This window comes from Paenibacillus filicis (assembly GCF_038070315.1).
GTDB classification, from domain to species: Bacteria; Bacillota; Bacilli; order Paenibacillales; family NBRC-103111; genus Paenibacillus_G; species Paenibacillus_G filicis.
This window is the reverse complement of the sequence record NZ_JBBPCC010000007.1, coordinates 46,049-68,206: the sequence shown is the minus strand read 5'-3', so window position 1 is coordinate 68,206 and position 22,158 is coordinate 46,049. Positions and strand designations below refer to the sequence as shown.

The 22,158-nt window shown below is 54.4% G+C and carries 15 protein-coding genes and 1 other annotated feature; of the genes, 1 reads left to right on the top strand and 14 read right to left on the bottom strand.

The features are described from left to right. Positions 1–22 precede the first annotated feature (22 nt). The 4 genes from WMW72_RS12605 to WMW72_RS12590 form a co-directional block, all read right to left on the bottom strand. Entirely contained in the window at positions 23–847 is an 825-nt protein-coding gene (locus WMW72_RS12605; protein ID WP_341415836.1) for a transporter substrate-binding domain-containing protein, read from the bottom strand. A 153-nt stretch (positions 848–1,000) separates the two neighbouring features. After that, positions 1,001–2,338 (bottom strand): LLM class flavin-dependent oxidoreductase, encoded by a 1,338-nt coding sequence (locus WMW72_RS12600; RefSeq protein ID WP_341415835.1) that lies wholly within the window; start codon positions 2,336–2,338, stop codon positions 1,001–1,003. A 41-nt stretch (positions 2,339–2,379) separates the two neighbouring features. Next, positions 2,380–3,399 carry an LLM class flavin-dependent oxidoreductase gene (locus WMW72_RS12595; RefSeq protein WP_341415834.1) on the bottom strand — a complete coding sequence of 340 codons (1,020 nt, stop codon included), beginning with the start codon at positions 3,397–3,399 and terminating at the stop codon, positions 2,380–2,382. 255 nt (positions 3,400–3,654) lie between these two features. Continuing rightward, complete coding sequence (locus WMW72_RS12590; RefSeq protein WP_341415833.1) at positions 3,655–4,677, bottom strand: LacI family DNA-binding transcriptional regulator; 1,023 nt, start codon at positions 4,675–4,677, stop codon at positions 3,655–3,657. Positions 4,678–5,030: 353 nt separating this feature from the next. On the opposite strand from WMW72_RS12590, the gene WMW72_RS12585 reads away from it, so the two are divergent. Next, positions 5,031–8,042 carry a glycosyl hydrolase gene (locus tag WMW72_RS12585; RefSeq protein WP_341415831.1) on the top strand — a complete coding sequence of 1,004 codons (3,012 nt, stop codon included), beginning with the start codon at positions 5,031–5,033 and terminating at the stop codon, positions 8,040–8,042. Positions 8,043–8,119: 77 nt separating this feature from the next. Here WMW72_RS12585 and asd read toward each other — a convergent pair whose 3' ends face one another. The 10 genes from asd to WMW72_RS12535 form a co-directional block, all read right to left on the bottom strand. Then, a complete protein-coding gene (gene asd / locus WMW72_RS12580; protein WP_341415830.1) occupies positions 8,120–9,196 on the bottom strand; it encodes an aspartate-semialdehyde dehydrogenase in 1,077 nt (358 codons plus the stop codon). A 93-nt stretch (positions 9,197–9,289) separates the two neighbouring features. Further along, positions 9,290–9,557 (bottom strand) — a binding site (T-box leader). A gap of 63 nt (positions 9,558–9,620) precedes the next feature. Continuing rightward, positions 9,621–9,962: a DUF1801 domain-containing protein gene (locus WMW72_RS12575; protein ID WP_341415829.1), complete on the bottom strand. Its 342-nt coding sequence runs from the start codon at positions 9,960–9,962 to the stop codon at positions 9,621–9,623. A gap of 47 nt (positions 9,963–10,009) precedes the next feature. Continuing rightward, entirely contained in the window at positions 10,010–10,732 is a 723-nt protein-coding gene (locus WMW72_RS12570) for an SDR family NAD(P)-dependent oxidoreductase (protein WP_341415828.1), read from the bottom strand. A gap of 187 nt (positions 10,733–10,919) precedes the next feature. Beyond that, complete coding sequence (locus WMW72_RS12565; RefSeq protein ID WP_341415827.1) at positions 10,920–11,795, bottom strand: GNAT family N-acetyltransferase; 876 nt, start codon at positions 11,793–11,795, stop codon at positions 10,920–10,922. 67 nt (positions 11,796–11,862) lie between these two features. Beyond that, a complete protein-coding gene (locus tag WMW72_RS12560) occupies positions 11,863–12,192 on the bottom strand; it encodes a hypothetical protein (protein WP_341415826.1) in 330 nt (109 codons plus the stop codon). A gap of 98 nt (positions 12,193–12,290) precedes the next feature. Further along, positions 12,291–15,194 carry an NHLP bacteriocin export ABC transporter permease/ATPase subunit gene (locus tag WMW72_RS12555; RefSeq protein WP_341415825.1) on the bottom strand — a complete coding sequence of 968 codons (2,904 nt, stop codon included), beginning with the start codon at positions 15,192–15,194 and terminating at the stop codon, positions 12,291–12,293. After that, positions 15,191–17,404 carry an NHLP family bacteriocin export ABC transporter peptidase/permease/ATPase subunit gene (locus tag WMW72_RS12550; RefSeq protein WP_341415824.1) on the bottom strand — a complete coding sequence of 738 codons (2,214 nt, stop codon included), beginning with the start codon at positions 17,402–17,404 and terminating at the stop codon, positions 15,191–15,193. The genes WMW72_RS12555 and WMW72_RS12550 overlap by 4 nt, the downstream gene beginning before the upstream one ends. A 22-nt stretch (positions 17,405–17,426) precedes the next feature. Next, on the bottom strand, positions 17,427–18,293 hold the full coding sequence (locus WMW72_RS12545; protein WP_341415823.1) for an HlyD family efflux transporter periplasmic adaptor subunit: 867 nt from the start codon (positions 18,291–18,293) through the stop codon (positions 17,427–17,429). Beyond that, a complete protein-coding gene (locus WMW72_RS12540; RefSeq protein WP_341415822.1) occupies positions 18,290–20,032 on the bottom strand; it encodes a cyclic nucleotide-binding domain-containing protein in 1,743 nt (580 codons plus the stop codon). Before WMW72_RS12540 ends, WMW72_RS12545 begins: the two co-directional genes overlap by 4 nt. A gap of 131 nt (positions 20,033–20,163) precedes the next feature. After that, positions 20,164–21,918, bottom strand: a complete 1,755-nt coding sequence (locus tag WMW72_RS12535; RefSeq protein WP_341415820.1) for a protein kinase domain-containing protein — start codon at positions 21,916–21,918, stop codon at positions 20,164–20,166. Positions 21,919–22,158 lie beyond the last annotated feature (240 nt).

The following is a 22,158-nucleotide window of genomic DNA, read 5'->3' as shown; positions in this document are numbered from 1 at the left end:
TGTCCGCATCCGGCTTACTCTCTTACTCAGAGACGGAATAATCCGCACCCAGCCATTTTTTGCTCAGAGTAGAAAGCGTCCCGTCCTTCTTAATCGATTGGAGGGCTTCGTCGATCTTGGCCTTCAGTTCTTCATGGTCCTTGCGCAGGATGAAATAAATCTTGGAGTTGGATATCGCGGGTCCTACCGTTTTTTGCTGGGCATCGGCGCTTTCGTTACGCTGATCCACGGCAAATGGCGTACTGATGGTCGCATCCACCCTCCCTGATTTAAGCTGGGCGATGGTATCATTGGTCCCCCCGCTTCCCGAATAGACGATATTAATGGCGTCTTGATGGGTTTTGTTGTAATCCTGCAGCAGCACCGAGGCATTGCTCGTAGCGCCCACGATTACTTTTTTACCCTTCAAATCGTCAATCGACTTGATATCGTTGCGGTCTTTGTGAACAACGACCTTGTTAGGGAAAATGTTATATGCCTCGTCATTGAACAAAAATTTCTCTTGACGTTCTTTATTCACTTCCATCTGATGAGCGATTAAATCGATTTTCTTTGTTTCCAGACTCAGAAGAAGATTCGCGAATTCCATGGTTTTGAACTCGAACTCATACCCCGGCAGCCGCTTATCGATTTCCTTCACCAGCTCGACATCATAGCCTGTCAAATTGCCCTTGTCGTCGATAAAGCAAATATTGGGGAACTGCGTGCCTGTACCGACGATGATCTTTTTGACGTTGGCGGCTTTGGGTGCGGCTCCTGAAGCAGCTTTATCAGCTGGCGCTGTACCGCAGCCAGCGGTAATGAATAATAAAGCGATTATGGATGCTGCGAGACTCTTTTTTCTCATACACATGTCTCCCTATCATGGCCTCTCGGCTTTTAATATATTTAACTTATCGATTTACTTGGTATTTAGGCCGAAGCTGCCTCGCAGCGTATCCGTCTCCCGCTCTATACGAAATTCGGGGAAACATTCGTCCAAATTCCTTTCGTATTCGTTTCAGCTTTTCACAATGGGTTCTTTCGCATATCGGTTAGCTGGGATAGGCAGCCCTAGATTGCCGCGCAGCGTATCGGACTCGTATTCTGTCCGGTAGATGCCGCGCTCCTGCAGGATCGGAACAACGTAATCGACAAAATCATGGAACCCGTTCGGCACGCCAGAGCCTACAATAAAACCGTCCGCCCCGCGTTCTTCAAACCATTCCTGAATCAGATCGGCGACCTGTTCGGGAGTTCCGATGAACTGCGTTTTCGGGGTCGCTTCCTTGAGCGCCACTTGACGCAGCGTCAAGCCCTGCTCCCGGGCTTGTTTTTTGATGCGATCCGTCGTGCTGCGGAAGCTGTTTTGTCCCAGCTCGCCAAGATCGGGGAACGGCTCATCGAGCGGATACTGGGTAAAATCGTGATGCTCGTAATAACGGCCCAAATGGTCCAGTGCCTTCTCAATCGTCACCAGATTCACGATCTCCTGATACTTGCGTTCCGCCTCCTCCTCAGTTTGTCCGATGATCGGACTGATCCCGGGCAGAATGACAAGGTCATCCGGATTCCGTCCGAAGGAAGCCGCTCTGCTCTTCACATCCTGATAAAACCGCTGCGCGTCGGCTAATGTAGGATGACCGGTGAAGATCGCATCAGCTTCCCGAGCCGCCAGATTTCTGCCGTCTTCCGAGGAACCGGCCTGGAAGATAACCGGCTGGCCCTGCTTGGACCTTGCAATATTAAGCGGACCTTGTACGGAAAAAAACTCGCCTTGATGGTCGAGCCGGTGCAGCTTGTCGGGATCGAAGAAAACGCCAGACTCTTTGTCCCGGATAAAGGCGTCGTCTTCCCAGGAGTCCCATAGCCCTTTCGTCACCTGCAAGTATTCGGCTGCAATCTTGTACCGCTTCGGATGGTTCGGATGCTCCTCCAGTGTTTTATTGAAATTCAAAGCGGAGCCTTCCAGCGGAGAGGTCACGACGTTCCAGCCTGCACGTCCGTGACTGATGTGATCCAGCGAAGCGAACTGTCTGGCTACAGTGAACGGCTCGCTGTAAGAGGTGGATAAGGTGCCGACCAGCCCAATCTTCGAAGTAACGGCTGCGAGCGATGACAGAATCGTAATCGGCTCGAACCGGTTCAGAAAATGTGGAAGGGATTTCTCGTTAATATGTAGACCATCAGCGATAAACAGCAAGTCAAACTTGCCCGCTTCGGCTTTTAGGGCCTGCCGCTTATAAAATTCGAAACTGACACTAGCATCGGCAATGGCATCGGGATGCCTCCAGGCGCCCATACTGCCTCCCACACCGTGAATAATCGCGCCGAGTCTAATCTTTCTTTGAGCTGTCATGGTAATATACCTCCTTATGAATAGCTAACATGTCCTTGCAGTCAGACGGGTTGTTCCGAGAACGCCTCCTGCAGCAGCTCGTAAGCACGAAGCCGTCTGGAGAATCCCTTCATCGATAGGCTCACAATCAGTTCGTCAAGGCCGTATCGTTCCTGGAGCTCCAGCAATTGCTGGCGGACCGCATGCTTGGATCCATGAATGATCGGCGAGTCCTTCACCTCGACGGTATACTTCTCATCGGCTTGCCTTCCGTATTCTTCTGCGGATTCCAATGTCTTCACATTAATCGTTCTTCCGCTTTCCAGGTGAATCTTCACATGCTTGGAATCGGCAGCCAGCCACAGCTCCTCCGCTTCCTCATCCGTTTCGGTTACAATCACGGATACTGCCATCAGTGCTTGCGGCTCGCTGCGTCCATCCGATACAAACTGCGAGCGGTAGGCAAGAAGTGCCTCCTGAATGACGGCTTCATCGCCGTTAATAAATTGGGCGAACACATACGGAATGCCTGTTTTTGCAGCCAACTGGGCGCTGGATATGCTCGTTCCGAGTAAATACAGCTCGGGCGGCTTTTGCGGCAGCGGAGAAGCTTTGACTCCATAGAGCGGATGTTCCTCGGGCACCCGCTTGTGCAGGTACTGCTCGAGCTCGATCAGCTTAGCCTCCAACGGCTTGGCGTTTGGCTCGCTGCCTTGCCGCAGCGCCTTCGTGGAACGCGGGAATCCTCCCGGTGCGCTGCCGATGCCAAGATCAACCCGGCCAGGAGCCAGAGCTGACAAGACATTGAAATTTTCAACGACCTTATAAGGGCTGTAATGCTGCAGCATGACCCCGCCGGAGCCAATTCTGATTCTCTGAGTGTGAGCGAGCAGGTAAGCGATCAACACTTCCGGGGAAGAGCCTGCCAGATACTCCGAATCGTGATGCTCAGATACCCAGAACCTGTGATACCCGAGCTGCTCTGCTTTCTTCGCCAGCTCTACCGTGTTGCGGAACGCTTCCTCCGCCGTCTCTTGTTCTCCGATTGGACTCTGGTCCAGAATGCTTAGCTTAAGTCCCACGGTACACCTCCCCAAAATTAAATAACTAGATATCCTATAGGTTTTATGTGTTTTGGTACATGCTTCCAGCTTATCATTGCCTTTATGGAGCGTCAACGGTCCAACTAATCGCGCTTTTCTATCAATAAATTAAAACATCCTATCGATTATTCGGCTGCAGCAGCTCAGATCAAATAAAAATAGCGATAACCTGGCGGACTCCAAGTTAATCGCTATTCTGAAAACGTTATTCCGAAATATTTTCGTGAATTGTCGTTATAATGCAAGGCTGCATCCGCAGGATTCCCGCACAATGAGCTCAGGCTCCAGCACGAAGGAAGAGATGGCCGACTGGTTATTGATCATATCATACAGCATGTGTGCGGCCAGTTTGCCAAGCTTATCTTTGTTCTGACGAATGGTTGTCAACGGAGGGTCCACATATCTCGAAGCTTCGATGTCGTCGCAGCCTATGATGGCGATGTCTTGCGGGATGCTGAGCCGGTGCTCCTTCAGCGCTCTCATGGCCCCAAGGGCAATGAGATCGGAGGAAGCAAAGACAGCTCTCGGCAAATCGCCGGTTCTTATCCATTTCTGCATCGCCTGATAGCCGCTCAGCTCGAAAAAAGTTTCGCCACTTACGAACCAATCCGGGTTTATCTGCAAGCCGAAAGCCTCCATGGCGTTCATATAGCCTTGTTTCCGTATATTCGAAATTTCCGAATCCGGAGAACTGCCTATGTACCCCAGCTCCTTATACCCCAGTACGTAAAAATGCTCGACAGCTTTCGCCGCGATCTTCATGTTATCTGACATAATATAACCTGAGCCCGGGCCGTTTAACTCCAAATCCACGCCGATACAAGGGATTGGGCTGTGATCCAGGTCTTGAATGGAGGGTTCAACCTGATCTCCCGAGATAATGATGCAGCCTTCGACCTGGGAGGCCAGGCATCTGGATAAATAATCGCCTGCCGTTGGAATTTTTTCGTTAGAGAAAAAAAGCAGATCATAGCCGAGCACACCGATTTGCTTTTTGAATGAGTTAATCACTTCGACAAAAAAAGGATGCGTGAAATCGACATTCACTTCACCGGCAAAAATAACACCGATTAACCCCGACTTTCGAGAAGCGAGAGCTCTAGCCGAATAGACGGGAATGTAGCCGGTTTGTTTCATAATCGCAAGAACTCTGGTCTTTGTTTCCTCTGAAACATCCGTGTAATTATTCATAATTTTGGATACTGTAGAAACGGAAACTCCTGCGAGACTGGCAATTGTCTTCATATTTGCTCTCATGTAGGATGACCCTCCCAAAGACAATTGTGCTTGCCTGTACAACGAAACGTTACGAGCGGTTCGTATGCAATGTTTCCATATGACTAAAAAGGTTTCGTGAATAAATAGTAGCGAGGTTTCACAAACAAGTCAAGATATATCCTATTTATCCATTAAAAAGTTATTAAAATTCATACTTTACAAAATAGGATAAATTAGGTAATAATGAAATTGTTTCGAAAACGCTTTCGCTTTACTCGCCAACGATAGCGTATTTTCGGAAAGTTTAGGGAGAAAGGAGTGATTTGGGCCGCTTTGCAGGAGAATGGGTTTCTTGCTTCTGGATTTGAGTCGAATTAAAAAGGAGGAAATTTGTGAGAAATCGCGCGAATAAGCTAGGTTCACTAACCTTATCTGCCGTATTGGCTGTTTCCATGTTTTCTTCGTTCGCAGGTTCTGCGAGCGCTGCGACCATCCATGTAGGAGCGGGAAGCTACACGACGACACTGCCAGCCGGGCAGATCGGGCCCCAAGCCGCCATCTCTAAAACCGCCAATGTGCCAGGACCGATGCCGACCAATGATTGGTGGAGCTCCTTGGCATGGACGCCGTACTCGGATGTCATGTTCCCTCATCCCCTAGCCGTGCAGGCCAAAGCGGATGGATTGGGACTCGGATATCCCGTACAATCGGCCAGCGCGGACGCCATATTCGGTGCCTATGTGAATGATTTTACACTCGGCCATTCGGCGCAATCCAATTTCCCGGATGCCCGTGTCGATGGGTATTCGGATTCGACCGTATCGATGCTGTTTAATAGCGGCGGGTCGTTACGTGTCACGACAGGACATGGACTCCCCTTTATCTACAGCACATACACCGGCGGAACGCCGAAATTAACGTTTAACAGCACACCAATCGTATGGTCGGGGACGGCTTCCGGAAGCGTGCTTGGCGTAACGGTTAACGGGCATCACTACGGCTTGTTCGGCCCGACGGGTTCAACGTGGTCCGGCATCGGCTCTTCCACCCTGACGAACTCGCTTGGCGGCAAAAACTATTTCTCCGTGGCTGTGCTGCCGGATAATTCGCCCGCTACGTTAAGCGCTTACAAGCAATATGCCTACTCCTTCGTAACAAATAGTACGATCAACTATGCGTATAATGAGTCTACGAGTCAGGTGGCTACGACGTATAACTTCACGACCCAGGCTATGGAAGGTACCCAAACGGGCACGATCCTGGCACTCTACCCCCACCAATGGAAGCATACCGGCAATACTCTCCTGCCCTACACCTATGATAGCGTCAGAGGTACGATGAAAACGCTATCAGGAACTTCTTTTACAACGACCATGACCTACCAAGGTATTCTGCCCTACCTTCCTGCCGTCGGCAGCTACGACAATACAACACTCAATAACTTGATTGAAACGGTTCGTCAGGAACCTAACCACACAGTCGGTGCCAAAGACACCTACTGGTTAGGCAAATACTTGGGGCGTATTGCTAATCTGCTGCCGATCGCTCAGCAAGCCGGCAACGCAGCGGCTGTCAGCAATTTTCAGTCGTATCTGGAAACTACGCTTAGCAACAACCTGACGGCTGGCTCGAAGACCAATGATTTATTTTATTACGATGCGAACTGGGGGTCGTTAATCGGCTATCCAGGCAGCTACGGCTCCAATGATGTGTTAAACGATCATCACTTCCATTACGGTTACTGGGTTCGTGCGGCGGCCGAAGTGGCCCGCAACAACCCGGCATGGGCCACAGCTTCGAATTACGGCGGCATGGTTGATCTGCTTATCAAGGATTTTGCGAATTGGGAACGCAATGATTCCAGATTTCCATATCTGCGGAATTTCGACCCTTATGCAGGCCATTCCTGGGCGTCCGGCAACTCACAGTTCGCTGACGGCAACAACCAGGAATCTTCCTCCGAATCGATCAACGCATGGGCAGCGATGATTCTATGGGGCCAGGCCACAGGCAATACGGCGATCCGGGATGCCGGTATTTACATGTACACGACAGAGGTTAATGCCATTAATGAATATTGGTTCAATACGAGCGGTACGAATTTCAAGCCAGGTTACAACCATAACTACTCATCGATGATCTGGGGCGGCAAGTCCGTCTATGCGACCTGGTTCTCGGCAGACGTACAGGCGATTCGAGGGATCAACATCTTGCCGGTAACCGCAGCTTCCGCTTATCTGGGCTACTATCCGGCCTATTCCGCGTCCTTCATCAATCAGGCCAAAGTAGAGCTAGGGACAAATGACTGGACAATGTGGAAGGACATTTTCCTGGAATACCAGGCCCTATACGATGCGCCGGGCGCTATCGCCTTGTACCATGCGAATCCGAATTACACGCCGGAGGACGGAGAAACCAAAGCTCACACCTACAGCTTCCTGTACAATATGCAGGCGCTGGGGCAAGTCGATACAAGTGTGACGGCCAATACGCCAACTTACGGGGTATTTAAGAAGGACGGCACCAAAAATTATGTGGCCTATAATCCAGGGAACGCCGCCAAGGTCGTTACCTTCTCTGACGGCAAGACGCTGAACGTTCCGGCCAAATCTGTGGCCTCCAGCGTAGGAGGGCCCGTGAACAATACCCCTACCATCAGCACCCTGAGCCCTGCCAGCGGCCCTACGGGAACGAGCGTTACGCTCACGGGAACTAATTTCGGAGCGTCGCAAGGTACTTCTACGGTGAAGTTCGGTACGACTGCGGCCAGCGTAACGAGCTGGTCCAACAACGCCATCACGGCCGTCGTTCCAAGCAGCCTGCCCGCAGGCAGCGTGAATGTCACGGTAACGACGCCGTCCGGGACCAGCAGCGGCAGGACATTTACGGTAACCACCGTGAATACGGGCTTTTCCAATGTTCTGTATGTGAACGCCAATAATACGCTGAACGCCAGCGCAGGCACAGGAGCGCTCAACGCTACGATTGCGAGCGCAGGCGGAATCAATTATGACGGGACCCCTCATAACCCTGTCACCTACACGATTTCAGGAGTTAATGCCACTTACGATTCCAGCAAATCAACCGGCTTCAATCTGTATGCGGACGCCGGAAGCAACATTGGCAACGGGGTTCAGGTTCAAATCACCTATGATTTCACTGGAAACGGCACGTCAACCCGTACCGAAACCTATAACTATTTTGCGCTCAATGATGTCCCCAATTGGGAAAACTACACGCATAATCAAGGGTTGAAATCCGCAACAGGCAATTTCAGTAATATGACGAACGGTACAATCACTGTTAAAGTATGGAATGCGATTGGCAACTCCACCAGTTCACTCCGTATCAACGCGAGCTCGGCGGACGGTTCGCAATCTACCTTCACGATTCCTTTTAAGTAATATCAAGACAGCTTGAACAAAAACCACTCCATGACCTGGAGTGGTTTTAGCTTTGCAGGGCTGAATAACAGGCCTGCTTATTTATTCAATAATCCTCGCGCTAGCATCGATTCCGCGAGCAGTACGGCTCCTTTTCCCGCGCCCATCTTCGTATTATGGGAGACGAGCACATACTTGACGCCACCGAGTACGGGCTCTTCTTCCAGTCTTCCCAGACTGGTGGTCATCCCGCCTCCTAGCTCGCGATCCAGCCGGGGCTGCGGGCGGAATGGATCATCAAAGATATGAATCATGCGCTCGGGAGCCGAGTGCAGCGGAGTGCCGCTCCCGAAGGGATTATAGCTGTCGATAGCCTCTCTGACCTCAGCCAGGCTCGCCTGCCGCTTCAGACCGACAAACACAGATTCCGTATGTCCATCCAGCACATTCGCTCGCGTACAGATACAATTGACGTTAATGTCGGCCGGAGTAATGCCTTCCCCGGAATACTCGCCAAGTATCTTGAGAAGCTCCTTACGAACCTTCCCCTCTTCGTTCGGGATGTACGGGATGATATTATCCAGAATGTCCAGAGAACGTACGCCCGGACTTCTCCCGGCCCCGCTGATGGACTGCATGGATACCATAAGCACATTTTGGATGCCAAACTGCTCATGCAGAGGCTTCAAGGTGATTGCAAGTCCCGTGACCGTACAGTTGGGGACCGCCAGCACAAAGCCCTTCCAGCCCCGCTCCTGCTGCTGCTTCCGCACTAATTCCGCATGATCGTCATTGACGCCGGTAATGAGAAGCGGTGTATCCTCAAAATAACGGAAAGCCGATGCCGTTGAAAATGTCGGGGTCGTCTGGGCGAACCAAGGCTCCAGTTCTTTGGCCAGATCGGACTCAATCGCCGTGAAAATCACATCGACGGAGTCCGGCTTGAATTCCTGCGAAGACAGGACGGGAACCTCCAGCATATCTTCGGGAACCGGGGTGCTCTGTGTCCATCTGGAGGAACCGTCCCCTTCCCGTAAAGCTTCTTGATAGGTATTCACCGTTCTCGATGTCACCATGACGACAACCTCAAAGTTCGGATGATGGGATAAGGCCTGCACGAATTGCTGTCCGGCCATGCCTGTTGCTCCGACGACAGCCGCTCTTAATCTTGACATATGGCTCACTCCTTGTATGGGTTTAAGTTTGGAACTACACTTTTCGTATCACGTTGGCAAAAAAAAAAATCTCACCCCCAAGACTATCATAGTCTCAGGGACGAGATGCGTATGCTCGTGGTACCACCCAGGTTCGCCAATATGTCGCCATATTCGCCTCTTCAAGTACGGCATCTCTCTCCAAACGAAAAGATGCTTATACTCTAGCTCTGTAACAGGAGCTCCCGTTACACCATCCCCTCTTCGGTTCCGATGTACTGCTCAGAGGCTTTCTTCAGTAAAGCAGGCTTCACTCCTTTTCAGCAACTGGAGCTCTCTGTGGAAGCTTGCTTTTACTTACTTTTCTCGTCATCGCATTTAGAAATATGAATTGGAAACAGTATACACAATCCTTGCAATAGAGTAAAGATATTTTTGCAGGGGTCTAAAGGCTACCCGAAGCCTGGCTCAGCCACGATACCAGCTGCTCGGAATCCACGGAGTTCCCTTGGCGGAGCTTCACCGTTTTCCTCTCGGGGGGACTCTCGAACAGGTTTTCCGGGAGCTCCAGCGCGGCAGCGTTAAAGATCGTGAAGCTGACCGCGTCTTTCGAGGTCGAGATAACCGCAGCGTATTTTCCGTTCTTCAAAAAATGCGGCTTCTTGTACTGAATCCGTTCTTGAACGTCCGGGATCGCCTGGTGAACCACTCCTCGTAACTGCGTAGACAGCTCGGCCTGCCACGGCTCTTTCATGGCTTCGATAAAATCAATGACTTCCTGATTCATGGGCACACGCTCCTTGATCTCATGCAATAATGGATCTGAATCAATGATTAGGCATTTAAATCTGTCATGGCAGGAACGTGAATCTCTTTTACACAAGCAGCCTTCGATAGACTGACTACACACTTCACCAGAGCCACGATATCCTGGACGGGGATGCGAGTCCCGCCATATTCCTCAATCGCTTTGTCCGGTCCCTCTTCGTAAGGAATTTCGGTAGCCAGCTCGCCCGGATTCATGCAGGTCACCGCAATCCGGTCATTCCGGACATGCTCCCGCAAGGCATGGGCGATACCGCGTAGCCCGAATTTAGAAGCGACAAATGAGACCTGGGCATTATTGGTATGATCCAAGCCAGCCGTCGAACCGGTCAAAATGATTTTGCCTGCATCCGATTTTCGCAGATTCGGGAGTAGCGCCTGAATACACGTGATGGTCGAGGTCATGTTCACTTGAATGATATTGGCAATCTCCGCAGGCTCGTCCTTGTCGAAGTCATAATGATCCTCGAAGCCTTCTTTCTCCCAAATCCCGACGTTATACATAAGCACATCGATCGTCTCGTTCTGCAGCGACTCTGAGATCACCCTGGCCGCCTGCTGAGGCTGCGACAGGTCCGCTTGAATCCACAATCTCCGAACCCCATCCTGGATATCCAGGCTACCCGGTCTGTTCCTGGAAACTACCCAGACCTGATCTCCCTGCTCCGGAAGTCCTCGTACAAAGGCATCTCCCAGCCCCCGGCTTGCTCCGAATATGATATAGGTTTTCATCTTCGTATCCCCTTGCTACGTTTCGTAATTCTAGTCCGTTGAACTTGCCCCTCCTGGCAGGAGAAGGCCGCTCAAGTCGGTAAGCTGTCCGCAAAACTGCAAACCAACCGAACCTGATAACGGCTGCGAAAAGCATATCATACTCCGGCAGATCCTTCCAGCAGTGGCGCATGAGCTAACCTGATGTTCAGAAATTCCACACCGCCCTCTTGTACTCCGTGACAATGGGATTCATCGGCACCAGCATCCGCTCGGCTACCTTCTGCATCCGCTCATTGCCCGTCAAAATCTGGATAACAAGATGCGCAGCATCCGTCCGGGCTATCCTTTGCGCGGATTGCGCCGCAAGAAGTATACCTAGTCCTAGATCCCGATAAGCCTCGCGGATATATAGCGTCCGGTAGAGCAGCGTATCCGCCAGCTGCCGGTCCACGATGGACCAGCCAACGATCTCCGCTCCCAGCTTCAGTACCAAGCTGCAGTTGGGTTCGATATGCTCTTCTTGGAAGAGGGGTCTGAAGTAAGTGTTAAAGTCTTGCTCCTGAAGCTGATTCATGAGCGTCAGTTCGTCTCTCCGTACCTCGCCCCATGGCATGACCGTATAACGGTCGGGCAGCTTGAAGCGGTGAATCCACCGGGTCTCCCGGTTTGGAACGATATCGCAGCGGTAGTACCGGCTGTACACCTCGGGGGACTGCCAGCCTGATCTCAGCAGCACGCGTTCCAGCGCCTGGTAACTGTGTAAGGCGTAGTACTCCACGCATGCTTGCTTGAGACCTATTCGGGTCAAGCACGCCTTCAGCTCCGACATCAGCGCACCGGCGATGCCGAGCTTCCGGAACCGCTTTTCGACGAAGACGGAAAGGACCCTTGCCGGCTCGTCCTGTTCAGGAGGATGGGCCAGGAGCAGACCCGCTGGCTCCCCCATGAAGCTCACACCTAGCGCTATCCGCAACGTGCCCGCCTCCCCTTCCGGCCCGCCCAGTCCAGCCTGATAGGTGCGATAAGTAAATGCCCGGTACGGCGCTGCCGTCTCCGGCGTAAGCGGAATAATTTCGATCAAGAACATGGCCCCCTCACATAAAAAAGAGCCGAAATCTTGCATTCCGGCTCTGCTTGCTATGCATGAATTATTTCTTCTTCGTTCTTTCCGGGTACGGAGGGCCGTATAGAATAAACGCGGAGAACGACGTGCCTCCGGCAACATGCTCCAGCTCCGCTTCATCCAGCTCGCGCTCGGCCTCGGAAGCCGGGGCGTTGATCAGGGTCTTGGCTTGAAGCTCTCCCTGCTCGTCCTCAGTAATAACAACCTCGATGCCCTCCGGCAACTCCTGGCCGGTCAGCTCTTGGATCGCTTGCTTAGGGTTGCTCAGCGCCAAAGCGCGGAATTCAGCATCCTCGGAAGCACGCTTCTTAAATACTTCGAATTGCTCATTGGCTTGTTCAATTGTCCAACTCATGGTCTATACCTCCATCGTCATATTGAGTAACTCTGGACTCATTATACCGGGTATAAAGTTAAAAATCCGTACCCCATACGGGGTATCTTTCGGCATATTCAGACAACTTGGCGCGCAGCAAGCCGGGCAAATAGTCCCTCCTGCCGGATGAGCTCTGTGTAGCTGCCCTGCTGCACGATTCTTCCCTGCTCCATCACGACAATCCGGTCCGCATGAATGATCGTGCTCAGCCTGTGGGCGATCACAATTCTCGTACTGCTCATGTTTCGCAGCATGGTCGTAATCTTCTCCTGCGATTTCTGATCCAGCGCGCTGGTCGCTTCATCGAGCAGTACGATTCGCGGTTTATGCACGATAGAGCGGGCGATCAAGATCCGCTGCTTCTGCCCGCCGGACAAGCTCCCTCCGCCCTCGGAGAGCACCGTGTGCATCCCCATCGGAAGCCGGCCGATCTCCTCGTCCATCCCCACCAGCTGCGCCGCATTCCACGCATCCTCGATCGTATATTCGCTGCTCTGCCCGATAATATTCTGCGCGATATCTCCGGCCCATAGGCGGCCGTTCTGCAGCACCACACCGCATCGCCGGCGCACGGCCCGCAGCTCGAGTCCGCTGAGGTCCTTACCATCGACATACACCGCGCCCTGCTCAGGCTTCTCGAAGCCTAGGATCAGACGCAGCAGCGTAGATTTGCCGCTGCCGGAGGCACCTACAATCGCTACATATTCGCCCGGCTTGATGCGCAGGGACACATGGTCGAGAACAGGAGGACTGTTCCCGTCATAACGGAAGGTGACCTCACTCAGCTCGATGGCCCCTTTCAGATCACCGGGGTCTTCCCTCCTTACTTCGTTCTCGGGCGGCTCCTTCATGAGCGGCTTGATCCGCTCGTACAGGGGCTTCAGCTCGAGGAGCGGCAGAGACGAGGCGCAGAAGGCGATGACCGAGCCAATTAAGGTTGCATAAGCGGCATGAAAGGCTGCGAAGGAACCCGGATTCATCCGGATGTCTGAAGCCGACATGACCCAAAACAGCAGCAGGCTCGACAGGAGCGGATACGTGCTGTTTACCACCGTCAGCCGGTTCCCGGATTCGCGAAGCCGGTATACGTGAGAGCGCTGTACACTGAATGCACGGCTCCAGCGGTTGAAGGCGCGCTGTTCGGCCGCTGCTACACGCAGCTTGGGCATATTGGTGAGCAGCTGCACGAGCAGCCCGCCCACGCGTCCCTCCTGCTCGGTTTTCCGTCGTGTATGCTTCGCCGCCTGAAGGCTTAGCACGGCGAAAATCATCATGTAGACAACGGTCAATATGACGGCCAGACAAGCCAGCAGGGGCTGATACCCGAACAGCAAGCCGAATTGCAGCAAGGAAAAAAACGCAATCGTCATCCCGGATACGAGCCAGCCGGAGATGAGATGAAAGACGGCGCTCACTCCTCCGATGCGGCTGGCCAGATCTCCTGCATTGTACAGGCGGAAAAAACCAACGGGCATATTCAGCAGCCGGTCCCAGGTGGCGCTATGCAGCGATGCCCCCCACCTGCCGAAGATCCGCAGCCAGGCCATAGACTGGGTAACCCGCAAGCCGAAGCCGGCGAAAGCTATGCACATCAGCAGCACCATGACCTGAAAAAGCTGGCTTGCATCGGCTCCAGGTAGGATCTTATCGATGATAACGCCGGTCGCAGCCGGCAGGGCCATGCCGAGCACCCCCAGGCTAAGCCCCGCTGCCAGTCCCCAGGTGACATCCTTCTTCGCTGCGGGAGTAAGGAGAAAGCGGATGATATCCCGGGGAACCAGCGGACGGTATGGCAAGGGTCGGTACAGCTCATAGGCGAACGGACGCAGCCGGGCGGCGAGCTGCTCCGTCACGATGACCGGCTTATCCCCGGTCTCGCATCTCAATGCATAGGCGCTCCCTCCGGTGGGAAGCAGTGCTGCCGGACGTCCGTCCTCGAGGAAGGCCAGCAGAGGTCCGTTGTCCTCCCTCCACCAGCCTGAACGCAGCGCTACCTTGCGGCAGCGGATACCGGCCTCACGGAACAAGTCCTCTGCCTTGCCGCCCCGCTCCCAGCGCTTCGGAATCTTCAGCTCCATACCCAAGCATTCGCAGACCAAGCGTGCGCAGAAGAGCAGTGGATCACGGTGATGCGTGAAGGTCTCCAGCGCATGGATCCCCTTCTTGTCCGCAACCGCCGAGAATCGGCCGACCGCTTCCTCCATGCTGAGCCTGTCTTGCTCCCGTCTCCTGCTGATCCGCTCCATCTCCTCCCACTTCGCGTCACGAAGCTGATGGAACAGCTTCTGTATGAGGAGACGGTGGAAAAGCTGCAGCGAAGCCGGTAAGCTGCCCCGCTGCAGGCCAGTTAACGTATCCGCCGTGTGCAGCCGGTTGCCTTTGGGCGAGGCCACCCATACGGAGCGCATCAGCGGCACCTCGACGCCAGACGGTATCCCGGGCAGGTCGGCGTCCTGCCATAGTGCGGGCAGTACGCCCACTGCTCGTACCCAGACGACTTGTGTCTCCGAGTTGAAAACCGCCGGCTCCCAGACGACAATCTCGGTTAAAGGCTCCGCGTGCTGAGCTTGCACGGGAGCTGAGCCCGTCACCGACGCAGCGCTTAGATTCAGCAGCCACTCGTCCAGCAACCCCGCCGTGTGTGACTGCCGTCTAAATCTGCTCTCCTCATGCCCGGCAGTGCCTGTAAATGTCTCTAAGGGGCTGCTCACCAGCACCGTATCCGGCATCACCTCCGCGATCCAGCCGAAGCTGCCTTCTTCTGTGGGCGGCATGTCGTACCAGACTTGCCCGGGCTTGATCGTCAGCACATACGACTTTGAACCGGCTGCCTTGCCTTGTGCCAGCTCGGCTGTGTATAACTCGACCGAGCCTTGCTCGACATAATGCATCGTCAGCGGCGTCTGCTCTTGAAGGATCAGCGAGGTCCTGGACGGGTAATGCCGTCGTGCTTCAGCGAGCTTCCCCCAGTCTATGGTCACGAAGCCTCACTCCTCTCCGAAGCGTAGAACAACTGACGGTAATGACCTTCCATACCGATCAATTCCTCATGGGTTCCCGTCTGGACCAGCCTTCCCTGGTCCAATACCGCGATTAGGTCGCAATCCCGGATCGCACTGAGCCGGTGGGCAATAATGACGCAGGTACATCCTCGCCTGCGGATATGGGTATAGATCGAGGCTTCGATCTCAGGGTCCAGGGCGCTGGTCGCCTCGTCCAGAATGAGAATCGACGGCTGCTGGGCGAGCGCTCTGGCAATCTCCAGACGCTGCGCCTGTCCTCCACTGAAGTTCCTGCCGCCTTCCTCCAGCTCGTGATCGTAACCGCCGGGTCTTGCGGCGATGACCTCATGGATGCCGCTGTCCTTGGCCGCCTGTACGACGACCGCATCGGGTATGGTCGAATCCCACAACGTCAGATTATCCCGAATCGTGCCTTCGAACAGCCGGATCTCCTGATCAACCAGTGATACGGAATTCACCAGCACATGACGGGGCAGCTCGGAGCGCTGACAGCCGTCGAATTCGACGGTCCCGTTCCACGGCTGGTACAGACCGGACAGTAACCTCGACAATGTTGACTTGCCGCTGCCTGAGCCTCCGACAATGGCAAGCGTCGTGCCTGGAGGCACTTCCAGCGTGATTTGCTCGATAAGCGGAGGGTCCAGAGGGCTATAGCCGAACGTTACGTTCCGTAGGGACAGAGCTCCCGACAGCTTGGGCGGCCAGTTGCCGGGCTCCGGCTGCTGTTCGCTGGATTCCGGGTCAGTGGCGTGAGTCTGATCGGCCGGATGCTTCAGCACATCGTCAAGCCGGGATAGATGCCCGCGCAGCTCCTGCACTTCCCCGCCCATAGCGACCAGACTATGGACGGGAGTGAGGAACCCGGCGGTAAAGCCGAGAAAGGCAAGCAGCATCCCGACCGTAAACGATCCGTTCTGCACGAGAAGTCCGCCGATGACGAGAATTGCGGTGTGATTCAATTGCTCCAGCAGCACAGGGATAGCCGACAGGTATTGATTGGACACTCCGAGCTGTTGCTCCGTGCGCGTCATATTGGCTTGATGACCGGCCCAGCGGGAGAAGAAATCCGATTCCCGCCCGCTGGCCTTCAGCGATTCCATATTGAGGAGTCCGGCAATCGAAGCGCCCCATAGCTTCCCCTGGTCCATCTGCAGCTTCTGGTTCCGGTCCGTCTGCTTGCGTGACACATACAGCAGGTACGCGACATTGAGTCCGGCCACTAGCATCGCAGCGAGCGCCAAGCGGTAATCGTAGAGGAGCATAAAGGTAAGGTAAAGCCCGACCAGCATCACGTCAATCACCGTACCGGCCAGCTTTTCCGTGAGAAATTGGGCAACTCTGTCATTGGCCTGCGCTCTCCCCGCGATCTCTCCCGCAAATCGCTGCGCGAAGAAACCGGCAGGCAGCCGCAGGATGTGCCAGACGAAGGCGCCAGACAAGCTGAGGGACAACTTCGTCTCCAATCTCAGCAGCGTATACTGCCTCAGAGCGGTCAATACTCCGCGGAGGATCAAGACGACGAGCATGCCGAGCAGCAGCGCGCCAATCCATTCCATCCGGCCGGCGAGCAGCATACGGTCTACGAAGAGCTTCAGAAATAACGGAACAAGCACGCCGGTCCCGGCCAGAGCGAGCCCCGCAGCGATCAGATAAACGATTTCCCATGAGTAACCCTTCAGCCGCTGCAGCAAGGACGCGCTCACTGAAAAGCGCCGCCCTTCCCGAATGAAGCCATCACCCGGCGCCATCGTGAGCACGACTCCCGTATAGGAGCTCTCGAATTCGTCCAGGCTGACCGTATAAGGACCATGGGCGGGATCGTTCAGAAATACTTTGTGGCCGGAGAAGCCTTCCACCACGAGAAAATGATTAAAATTCCAATGTACGATAAATGGAAGCTTCAGCGATCTTAGGCTTTCAGGTTCTTTCTTGTAGCCCTTGGCTTCCATCCCGTATTTGCGGGCTGCTTTCAATAAATTGCTCGCCTTGCTGCCGTCTCTCGACACGCCGCAGTCGTAGCGAAGCGCCTCGATCGGGATATGGCGACCATAGTACGCCAGTATAATCGCCAGCGACACCGCTCCGCATTCGACTGCTTCCATCTGAAGAAGGGTGGGCGTGAATACACGGGCATGGCCGCGAAGCTTGGATAATAACGACGCCTTCATCGGATGTCACCTCTTTGTGCGATCAGAACATCCATTCGATCGGATGCATCTTCCCTATCCTAAATTCTACCGAGCATAGCATTCCCGTTCTCAAGTTCAGGCCGGGTACTGCGCGCTGGGCCGTCCAGCGGAGTCCGGTGGGATGAGTCCGGTCTTTCTGCAGCTTGACCCTGACCTCGGCCAGGGGACCGTCCTTCATGTAAGCGGCGGCCAGCTCGCGGTTGCCGGTCGTACGCTCCATGTCCTCCAGACCTACCGGAACCTGCGAGACGGCTGCCACCTCGCCGAATACAGCTCCATTCGCGTTGGCGTAGTCGCCGTTCGGCCACACTCTGGCCGGCATGCCGATTTGCAGGTTCTTGGCCTTGTCGACAGGGACATAGACGACGGCCTCGGATTTTTCTTCGGAGCCCGCCGCTTCGAGCGTGAAGAGCGGCTCTCCGGCCTGGACCCACTGCCCCGGCTGTGCGTGAACCTTCAGTACGCGTCCGCTCTGCAGGCTGACGACTCTGGATTTGAGCAGCAGGCGCTGAGCGTTGTCAGGTGACATGTCCGGGGCGCCGGCCTCCGTCCAGGACGGATCGAAGATCCGCGCAACCGTCTCTCCCCGCTGGACGACATCGCCCGGCTGCACCCCGATATCCGTCACCTGCCCCACGGTGGCAGGCACGATGGTGGCCAGCCCATCTTGCATTAGAAATACACCGTTCCCATTCATCTTCACGGTAAGGGTACCTGCCACCGCCCAGGTGAAAAACGCGGCGAGCAACAGGAGAATGGATAACAGAGCGATCCAATGCCTCGGACGGACGATGGTCATCAGGATATCCAGCTTCTCGGGCGAAGACATTTTCTCGAGTGAAGACTGGCGGAAAATATTCGGCCTCATCGCTTCATCTCCCCTGCTTGTACGGATTTAGGCGTTAAGGAAAAGAACTGCACGAGCGCATCATCGCGGGCTGTGCTGCCGGACGAAAAGTCATAGCTTCTGAGGGCTCCCTCCCAGCGTCCGATACCCTTTAGCGCCTCATACATCCCGGCAGGCTCCGCTGCTCCCGCCCGATCCGCGGATAGGGCGATAAGACGCATGGCGTCATAAGCAGCCGCAGCAAGACGGCTCGGCTCTGTGCCAGTCGCTAACCGATATCGCTCTATGAACGCCTTCGTCTGCATCCGAGAGGAATTTTTGTCAAAGTCGGAATACCCGTAAACCTCGCCCTTGTACGCGGTTAAGACATCCGTACCGGGAATCGACGGTCCGACAAGGAGCGGGTAACGCGCCCCCAATGAAGCCAGACCAGCGCTGATCTCCGGCGTCACTGAGCCGCTGGCGTCATAGACGACGACCGCTTCCGTACCCAGCAGCCTCCATCTAGACCATGCCGCCGTCAACCCGGAACGCGAGGGAATGCTGGCCAGCCGGTCTACCACCAAGAGACCCTGCTGCTCAGCCCATTTCTCCAGGGCTGCTGCGAACTGCTTACCAGGTGCGCTGTCCTCGTAATAAATGACCACTTTGCCGAAACCATGCCTCAGCAGCAAGTCCGTCACGGCCTGGGCATATCCTTCCGTCGAGGGTGCCAGCGCAACCGAAGGAGCGGAGGCAGCCGCAGCTCCTTCCAGCAGGATAGTGGGCAGGCCGCTTCGCTTGGCCGAATTCGAATCGGAATCCGAAGCTGCTGCGAGGGTCCATACAGGAACAGTCCTTCCGCTCCGCATGTCTTCCCCGCTCCCCCGATACTCCGGCTTCAGCGTCAGCGGATGGCGAGAGACGGAGCTCTGCTGAAGTTCGGTCATCGCGAGCTCGACCCCTTGCCTGATGGAGGCAGCGCTGACCGCATCCCGAGGGAGCTCCACGACAAATGGCACTTCAAGACCACGCTCAGGTCCTAGTGGTCCGCCCGTCATCACAGCGGGCACAGAGACGGTCCGGTCCGCTTTATACGTCGTCACTACATACCCTAGAGGAACAGCGATCAGAATCGCCAGACAGATCGGAAGTGCTTTATAAAGAACGGTTGGATTCCCGGCTCCCTTCTTGAGGAGCCATCCGTCGAGCCATCGTTGGTCGGCTTCGGCAGAAGCCTCCACTCGCTGTCCTGCTTCTCCCTCTCCCTCTTCCTCAGCGGCAGCGGCTCCCGCTGAGGAAGCCGCTCCGGGCAGCACCAGCTGCGTCTTCTCCTGTTCATCCCGTGTCAAGCTGCCCGCGCCGGATTGCCGGTTGACCCGGGCGAGCCGCTTGGCCAGAATACCGGCAAATTGTACGGCAAGCGCGTTATGCTCATACAAGATCCGGTCGAACGACTCCTTAAGCATCTGGAGCACCACCAGATCGCTGTCCGCCTTCGCAGAGGCCGAGCGCGGATCGCCTGTCAGCAGCGCCATTTCGCCGAAATATTCCTTCTCTCCCAAGATGGCAAGCGTCGTCTCGCCCGATCCAGAGTCTTTCAGATAAATACGGGCGCTTCCCTGCATAATGATATACAAGGAATCGCCGAACTCTCCTTCCTCGAACAATAAATCCCCTCGCCGAAAGCTAAGCTGAGTGAATTCCTGCAGCAGCGCTGCCTTATGTACGCGGTCCAAACCTTCAAAAAGCGGGATCTCCAGAAACGTCAGCTTATTCAAAGATCACTTATCCCCTTCCGAACGCTGCATTCGCAGGATGCCGAGCCAAATGAAAAAGCCGAATCGTGTCTGGCACACATTCCGGCTCATTTCATTCTTTTCTCTTCGGTTCCATACTTTTAATTATAAGCTCACTTCAGATCCTGTACATACCCCATATGGGGTATTGTCGGGTTCAATAAGTTCAGTTTGGCTGCCATGGCGACGGCTTTCACGCGGTTATTCACGCCGAGCTTGTCGAACACGTTCCGTACATGAACCTTCACTGTACCGGCCGACATCACCAGACGGACTGCAATCTCCTTATTGGATAAGCCGGCGGACAGCCCTTGCAGAACATCGACCTCTCGGTTGGTCAACGCGGGAACAAGCATAGCCGGACGCTCGTCGTGAGCCGCATCCGGACCTGGAGGCTCAAAGTATTGCATGAGCGTATACACATACCCCAACTGAGATGACAGCATCTGCAGAAGTGCCGCCCGATCGGTGGTAAACACCCCGGAGGCATAGTTGTTCTCCAGGTAGAGCACGCCCTGCAAGTCGCCTTGTATCGCAACTGGCAGCGCAAGCACGGATCTGGGTCTGTGCTTCACCATATAGGGATCGCCAGAATATTGTAGATGCTCTCTGGCATCGTTCAGCATGACAGGTGCGCGGGTCTCCGCCGTATGGCGGATTACGGATAGACTGACATCGCCGCACTCTCTCAGCGGGATACACCCCATCCAGGTAGAGGCCCCCGGGGCCGGATCCAGAACCAGCACAGTATAGAATCCGTCTGGTGTACATGTAACAAAAGCGCCCTTCTGTGCTCCCGATATTTCCATGATAATGGTCATCAATCTCGACATCAGCTTCTGGGAATCCTTCTCTTGGGAGAAAGCCTGGGATGCCCGCATCATCGCCTCCATCTCCAGCACCTGGCCATAACCGCTGCCAGTATCGGATTGCCCTTCACCCAGAGGTAGCTGACGGATAGCGCCTTCCTCCACGGAAGAGGCTGAAGCCATCCGTATAGTGTCTTCCTCCTGCCCGAGCCCGAAGACATCCATGAGACCGGTCTGCTCGTGTTGATCTAAGCATGCGCTTAAATCGGTCCTTAAGGCTGCTGCAGTCCTATAGCGGCGGTCTAGCGATTTTTCCAGAAGCTTGAGGATGATTCTTTCCACCATCACGGGGATATCAGAAGTATCCGAGCGCAGTGGTGTGGGTGCTCTAGCTACATGAGCATGTGCCCATTCCAACGGGTTCTTCGCTTGGAACGGCAATCGTCCCGCAAGAATCTCGTACAGCGTTACGCCGAGGGAGTAAAGGTCAGTGCTCGGACCGATCCATTCGTGCATCCGCCCGGTTCTCTCAGGTGCCATATAGGGAGGGCTTCCTTGCATGAGCGGTATGTTTCCAGCCTGGCGGTCCTCCTCCAGGACAACAACCGCATGTCCCAGTCCGGTCAGGCAGACCTCAAGCGTGGAGGGCACCACGACAATCGTCTCCGGCCGGATATTCATATGGATAATGTTCTGGGCATGCAGCTCCTCCAAAATATGTGTAATCTGGATCGCAATCCGAAGAAAGACCGGAACGGACATCTGACTTTCCCTGGAAAAATGCTTCAAGGTCAACCCATACCGCCATTCACTGGCCATGATGAGCCGGTTACCTTCTCTCTGCAATGCCAGAGGCTGTAGAATTCCAGGAAACTGCAGGTTTCCCGCGACTTCATATTCATTCATAACCTTCGCATTTTCGATGATGGCCCGAGGTCCTTCCTTTACGATCTTCAAGAGCACCTCCCTATCAGCGTCTGCCGATGAGGCATGACAGACGACGATAGCGGAGTCTTCATAAATCACCTGTCGTATATGGTAACCTGTTACGTTATGCATAAGAACTCCTTTGTCTGATAAGGGGAATCAAAAGTTGTATACCGGTAATTTTAACATAAATGTTGTCTTACTATATGTGAACTGTACAACATAATAGCGCAAAAAATGCGCTGTGCGTGACTTCTTGTTGCCCCTAATCTTCTAACCTTCTGATAGTTCATTATAGGTGCTTGTTTTGCATAATTTTTCTTCTTCTGGTCACAATAGGGGGTATCCAAATTGGGGAATGGAGCGTGAATT

Coding starts and splice junctions, on each gene's coding strand:
- WMW72_RS12590 (WP_341415833.1), bottom strand. CDS start 4,677: ATGAGAGCAAATATGAAGACAATTGCCAGTCTCGCAGGAGTTTCCGTT.
- WMW72_RS12600 (WP_341415835.1), bottom strand. CDS start 2,338: ATGACAGCTCAAAGAAAGATTAGACTCGGCGCGATTATTCACGGTGTG.
- WMW72_RS12550 (WP_341415824.1), bottom strand. CDS start 17,404: ATGAAGGCGTCGTTATTATCCAAGCTTCGCGGCCATGCCCGTGTATTC.
- WMW72_RS12575 (WP_341415829.1), bottom strand. CDS start 9,962: ATGAATCAGGAAGTCATTGATTTTATCGAAGCCATGAAAGAGCCGTGG.
- WMW72_RS12545 (WP_341415823.1), bottom strand. CDS start 18,293: ATGAGGCCGAATATTTTCCGCCAGTCTTCACTCGAGAAAATGTCTTCG.
- WMW72_RS12535 (WP_341415820.1), bottom strand. CDS start 21,918: ATGCATAACGTAACAGGTTACCATATACGACAGGTGATTTATGAAGAC.
- WMW72_RS12570 (WP_341415828.1), bottom strand. CDS start 10,732: ATGAAAACCTATATCATATTCGGAGCAAGCCGGGGGCTGGGAGATGCC.
- WMW72_RS12605 (WP_341415836.1), bottom strand. CDS start 847: ATGAGAAAAAAGAGTCTCGCAGCATCCATAATCGCTTTATTATTCATT.
- asd (WP_341415830.1), bottom strand. CDS start 9,196: ATGTCAAGATTAAGAGCGGCTGTCGTCGGAGCAACAGGCATGGCCGGA.
- WMW72_RS12560 (WP_341415826.1), bottom strand. CDS start 12,192: ATGAGTTGGACAATTGAACAAGCCAATGAGCAATTCGAAGTATTTAAG.